General features: G+C 60.1%; 5 protein-coding genes. 1 reads left to right on the forward strand and 4 read right to left on the reverse strand.

The features are described from left to right. Positions 1-198 precede the first annotated feature (198 nt). From recA to VMU57_RS04510, 3 genes are all read right to left on the reverse strand, one after another. Positions 199-1,269 (reverse strand): recombinase RecA, encoded by a 1,071-nt coding sequence (gene recA, locus VMU57_RS04500; RefSeq protein ID WP_325381225.1) that lies wholly within the window; start codon positions 1,267-1,269, stop codon positions 199-201. A gap of 112 nt (positions 1,270-1,381) precedes the next feature. After that, complete coding sequence (locus VMU57_RS04505) at positions 1,382-2,170, reverse strand: TIGR03435 family protein (protein WP_325381227.1); 789 nt, start codon at positions 2,168-2,170, stop codon at positions 1,382-1,384. A 75-nt stretch (positions 2,171-2,245) separates the two neighbouring features. Continuing rightward, positions 2,246-3,802, reverse strand: a complete 1,557-nt coding sequence (locus tag VMU57_RS04510; protein WP_325381229.1) for an FAD-dependent thymidylate synthase — start codon at positions 3,800-3,802, stop codon at positions 2,246-2,248. Between the two features lie 96 nt (positions 3,803-3,898). On the opposite strand from VMU57_RS04510, the gene fabG reads away from it, so the two are divergent. Further along, positions 3,899-4,645, forward strand: a complete 747-nt coding sequence (gene fabG / locus VMU57_RS04515) for a 3-oxoacyl-[acyl-carrier-protein] reductase (protein WP_325381231.1) — start codon at positions 3,899-3,901, stop codon at positions 4,643-4,645. Positions 4,646-5,111: 466 nt separating this feature from the next. Here fabG and VMU57_RS04520 read toward each other — a convergent pair. Next, on the reverse strand, positions 5,112-5,507 hold a 396-nt coding region (locus VMU57_RS04520), incomplete at its 5' end, for an FtsX-like permease family protein (protein WP_325381233.1).

The following is a 5,507-nucleotide window of genomic DNA, read 5'->3' on the forward strand; positions in this document are numbered from 1 at the left end:
CAAGGTGTCCATTCGTGAGCGGATCGAATGTTCCAGGGTATATCGCCTTTACGGTGTGCATCACCTCCAAAGCATACGTTGCCGCAGTCCCTGAAGCCAACCGGTAGCCGCAGCCGTGGTCGCAATTTCACAGCAAGCTCACTTAAATAAAGAAGCACCGGCAGTTGAAATTGCCGGTGCTTCGTAACTTCTGACAATCTACTTCTTGCTGCGAACGATGTCCTTCGCCTGGGCCTCGCCATTAGCCGGAGCCGCAGGAACCTCAACGTCGGAGCTGGCACCGGAGATTCCCAGCTTTTTCCGCAATTCCACATCCACGCGGCCAAAAACGTCCTTGTTTTCCTTGAGGAAGTTGCGGACATTCTCCCGACCCTGACCGATGCGCTCGCCCTGGTAGCTGTACCACGCACCGCTCTTGTCCACGATATTGTGCAGCACAGCAAGGTCGAGCACATCGCCTTCGCGTGAGATGCCTTCGCCATAAAGAATGTCGAACTCGGCGTCGCGGAAGGGTGCGGCCACCTTGTTCTTGACGATCTTGACCTTGGTCCGCGAGCCAACCACGCTGTCGCCATCCTTCACAGCGCCAATGCGGCGAATGTCGATGCGCACGGAGGAGTAAAACTTCAGCGCCTTGCCGCCGGTCGTCGTCTCGGGATTGCCGAACATGACGCCGATCTTCTCGCGAATCTGGTTGATGAAGATCAGGCAGGTCCGCGATTTGGATACCGTCCCGGTCAGCTTTCTGAGCGCCTGGCTCATCAACCGCGCCTGTAGACCCATGTGCGAATCGCCCATCTCGCCGTCGAGCTCGGCCTTGGGCACAAGCGCCGCCACCGAGTCTACCACCAGCACGTCGATCGCGTTGGAGCGCACCAGCGCCTCCACAATCTCAAGCGCCTGTTCCCCATAGTCCGGCTGACTGACCAGCAGGTTGTCGATGTCCACGCCGAGCTTACCGGCATACGCAGGGTCGAGCGCGTGCTCAGCGTCGACAAAGGCGGCGAGCCCACCCGCCTTCTGCGCCTCTGCAATAATCTGCAGCGTAATCGTCGTCTTACCCGAAGACTCCGGCCCAAAGATCTCGATGACGCGCCCGCGCGGTACACCACCTACACCCAACGCAGCGTCAAAGGAGATCGACCCGGTAGAGATGACCGAGATCGGCACAACGTCCTTCGATCCCAGCCGCATGATCGAACCCTTGCCAAACTGCTTCTCCAGCCCTGCGAGGGCCAACTCTATTGCCTTGCTGCGATCATCTGCCACGTATGTTTCTCCTCGGGTAAAGTTCAAAGCGGATTCTAGCATCTAAATTATAAAAAGCAAATAAAAGGCGAACGCCGGTCATCCCGCCGCTTCCCGCAAAGTCGTCCCGGCGCTAGTTTTCAGAGGGCATCTCGACGTGATCGACGACCAGGGTCTCGACCGGACCTTTCGCCGCCTTGAGCTTCAGCCCGAGCTGCTCCTGCAAGGCCGTGAAGATCGACGGCCCGGCGTTGGCCTCAGAACTGGGAACCGTATCGGAGGACCACTTCATCGCAACATCGTAGTTACCCGCAAGCCCGGTTTTGTCGATCACCGGACGATGCACCTGGCCTTCCAGTGAACTCGCCAAGGACGTCATGTTGATGCCATGCGCGGTAAGCTGAACACCACGATCGCTGCCTTGAATGCTGGTGCCTGTATCCTGGCCCTTTTGATCTGCCGAGTGCTTGAACTTCGGCCCATTCGAGATGACGACCAGCTCGAAGACGGGCAAAATTCTGGTCTCAGTGTGGGCTTTCAACTGAAAGCGCTCGATGAGAATGGGCAGCAGCATCGATCCCCGTTGCCGTCCGGTCAGCTTCCTGATCGCGGAAGCGTCGGGATCGACGATCTTCGCCATCACATCGAAATGCGCGGAACCTATCGGTCCCGGCACACCGGAGATCAGGTCTTCCCTGACACCGTAGGCCTCTTCAAGAAGGCTCTTCACCGTGATGTTCTTAGCGTTGTAGATGTCGATATGCTCTTCGACATCTAACGAGCCACTGCCGGATTTATTCGGCTTGATGGCGACCACATCGTATACGGGAAGCCTCCCGGCTGCATTCACAGCAGGTGCCGACGATCCGCTCTGCCCCAGGGAACTCGGCACGACGATGGACAGCGCAAGCGCGAGCAGCAAGGGCCTTCTCATGCCATCCAACCTGCCTGCGATCGTCTCTTCATCCTTCGGACGCCTTCTTTCAAATAACCTCTTCTATCGTTTGAGCAAGTCAACCGGCTCGTTTACATCTTCGATCCTGAAGTGTCCGGCGAGCGCTGGATGCCGCTTTTCCACAGCCTTGTACATCTCCCACGCGATGCGGCGGTAGCTGAAGTGGCCCGCCACGCCCGAGCGCAGCTCCGCAATGTAGACGACCTCGGCGAAGTCCATCTTGAACATCGAGCGGCAACGAGTACCGAGCGGCAGAACGTATTGAGCCGATTGCGCCGCCTCGGCAACGCCGGAGTCGCGGAGCTGGCGGTAGGCGGCGAAGGAAGCGTCCATGGCGACCTTGTAGTCAGCTTCCAGGCCCGCTTCTGCGAGCGTCGGCTGACCGGGACAAGTCGGCTCCTCGTAGCCATGGGCGTCGGTGAAGGCCTGCAGAAGTTGGACGCAACGACGGTGACGGTGCATGTCGCGGAAGCCGCCAATGTCCATCAAAATATCGAAGCGGAAGCTGTGGCCGGAGTGGAAGGCGCGCAACAGCTCGTCGTGAGCGCCGCGGTGTTTCATGCCGAGCGCCAGCAACTCGGCGCGGCGGGCTTCGGGCAGTGCGGCGACGTGGCTGCGAAGCTGGCGGTAAGAGTAGTGGCAGTGCGGATAGAGCAGCGAGGTGGCCAGCTCGACCTCGAGCGGTTCGGCATCGTCCAGCAGGTCGACGACCGGCGCCGAATCGATAGACTGGTTCGCCATCAGCTCGGCGGCGGCAGCAGTGAGTTCGGTGCGGCTGGCGGCTTGGTACTGGTTCGCCGCGGCGTATTTGACCAGCGTGGGCGCGGTCTTTACTGGACGCAAGAGAGCTTCGGTGAGGCGGTCGCCGCAGGTGGCGTCGACTGAGCCGATCTCTTCGCAGAGCACCTTCGCAGCGCTGTGCTGGACGTTCCACGCGGGCTCGGTGGCGGCGAGGCGCAGCTTCTCGGCGATCTGGCGGATCTCGGCGTGCTCGCTGGTGAGCAGGCGCGAGACCTGCGTCTCAAGCGTGCGGGCATTGACGATCTGGCCCAGCGAGGTGTTGGTCGCAAGCGGCAGCAGGTAACGAGCAACGTCGAAGGCGCGGGCCTTGAGCGTGCGCTCGTAAGCCTCGGGCTTCATCTCCTCGGGACGAACGACGACAGACTTGAGGGCTTCGAGCATTCCCGCGCCGATGTGGTCGTAGGCGACGAAGAGGGCTTCGACGGCAGCGGTGAACTTCGGCGTCTCTGCGCCGAGGTCGGGCGTGAACCAGCCGGAGCGGCGGAAGTTCTGGTAGCGCGTCGAACGTTCTTGTCCGTCCCAGCGCTGCTCGTCGACCAGCGCGATGGCGGCGAGCAGGGAGAGCCGCTCGATAGCGAAGGGAATGTGCGCGAGGTCGGCGATGGAGCGATGGCCATATTGAAAGTAGAACGTGTTGAGAAACTGCTCGGCGCGCTGCGAGCTGATCTCGGCCAACGACTCGCGCATGGTCAGCGAGGAGCGCGAATATTTCGCCATCGCATAGGCGAGGACTTCAGGGTCTGCTCCGTGAATGGCATAGACGTCGGTTTCGGTCGGCTTGGTCGCGTTCTCTGACATGGTGGAACTCAGGATACGTCATGCGCGGGTGAGGATGTTGTGCTGGGATCTGCATGGGAATTCGTATAATGCGAGTGCAGTATCTTTCGGAGGTTCATGAGCACACTCGCCGGTCGTATCGCATTGGTTACAGGAGCATCACAAGGAATTGGACGCGCTTGTGCGCTGGAGCTGGCAAAGGCCGGAGCGACGGTCGCCCTCGCCGCACGAAACGTCGAAAAGCTGGCCGAGGTCGCCGCTGAGATTGCCGCCGCTGGTGGAACTGCTCACGCCTTTGCGCTGGACGTCGCGAGCGAAGAGTCGATCAAGGAGTGCGCGAAGACAGTGGTCGCACAGTTTGGCGCGATCCATATTCTGGTGAACAACGCCGGAATCACGCGCGACATGCTCTCCATGCGAATGAAGCGCAAGGACTGGGACGATGTGCTGACCACGAACCTGACCGGCGCATTTTTAATGACGCAGGCGGTGATGCCGTCGATGGTGAAGGGCCGCTGGGGCCGAATCATCAACGTCGCCTCGGTGGTCGGCGAGATGGGCCAGGCCGGACAGGCGAACTATGCCGCGTCGAAGGCCGGGCTGATCGGGCTGACCAAGTCGCTGGCGCGGGAGCTGGCCAGCCGGACGATTACCGTGAACGCCGTCGCGCCGGGATTTATCGAGACGGCCATGACTTCGGTACTGACCGAGGAGCAGAAGGCAGCCAATGCCCAGTACATTCCTCTGGGCCGGGTTGGGACCGATGTTGAAGTCGGTTACGCGGTCGCGTTTCTGGCATCGGAGCAGGCTGCCTACATCACCGGTCACACACTGGATGTGAACGGCGGCATGCACATGGGGTAGGCACCCCCCCGGGGTACTTCTGCTCCAAAGTCTTGATTCCAGAGACTTTAATTTTCAAAGTATTGATTTAAAAAGACTTACATTCAAAGTCCTCTATCTAAACAAGTTAGGCCCGGCGCTCTCCGCCGGGCCTAACTTGTTTCTCTGCTGTTTCAAGAATAGCAAATCGAGCGAAACTAACCTGCAAACTATATCTCTATTATTTTCTTCGACTTAAGCCGGATTGGGGCTTGACACGTTATTTTGCTGTAGATCTGGTGGTTTGGGGGAGAAAAAACAACGGCAATAGATTAGTCGTTTCGCCCTCGCGGGCTACACTCCGGCCTTCGGCAGAGCGGAGGCCGCTTCGCGGCGGGTCTTTAGACGCGAGGCTGAAGCCTCGCTGTACCTAGCTGCAACTGCAACGGCAACGGCGGGGGTTCTTCGCTTTGCTCAGAATGACGACGTAAAAATCGTTGCGTGCTCATCACTCGGCGCGCAGCACTACCGCCGGGTCAACGCTGGCGGATTTGCGGGCAGGCAGAGCCACGGCCAGCGATGCGGCTGCCAATAAGCCGACTGCCGCGATGGCCAGCGAGGGTACGACTCCTCCGCCTACTCCGGCAAAGGCGTGGGCCAGCAGTCGCTGCATCAGGATGACGACGACGATGCCGACGCCCAGCCCGGCCCCGACCATGGTCAGCATGTCCTTTATGATCAGGCGGGCGATCTGCCAGCGCTGGGCGCCCATGGCCATGCGAATGCCAATCTCGGCCGAGCGCTGTGAGGTGGTGAAGCTAAGCAGGCCGTAGATTCCGATGGCGGCCAGCAGCAATGCCAGTCCACCAAAGAGCGAGAGCAGCCACACCAGCAACTGCCGCGC

It is taken from the genome of Edaphobacter sp., from assembly GCF_035532915.1.
In the GTDB taxonomy this organism is placed as follows: Bacteria; Acidobacteriota; Terriglobia; order Terriglobales; family Acidobacteriaceae; genus Edaphobacter.

What these genes read in the sequence shown, in the direction of transcription:
- VMU57_RS04510 (WP_325381229.1), bottom strand. Translation starts at nt 3,802, where the DNA reads ATGTCAGAGAACGCGACCAAGCCGACCGAAACCGACGTCTATGCCATT.
- fabG (WP_325381231.1), top strand. Translation starts at nt 3,899, where the DNA reads ATGAGCACACTCGCCGGTCGTATCGCATTGGTTACAGGAGCATCACAA.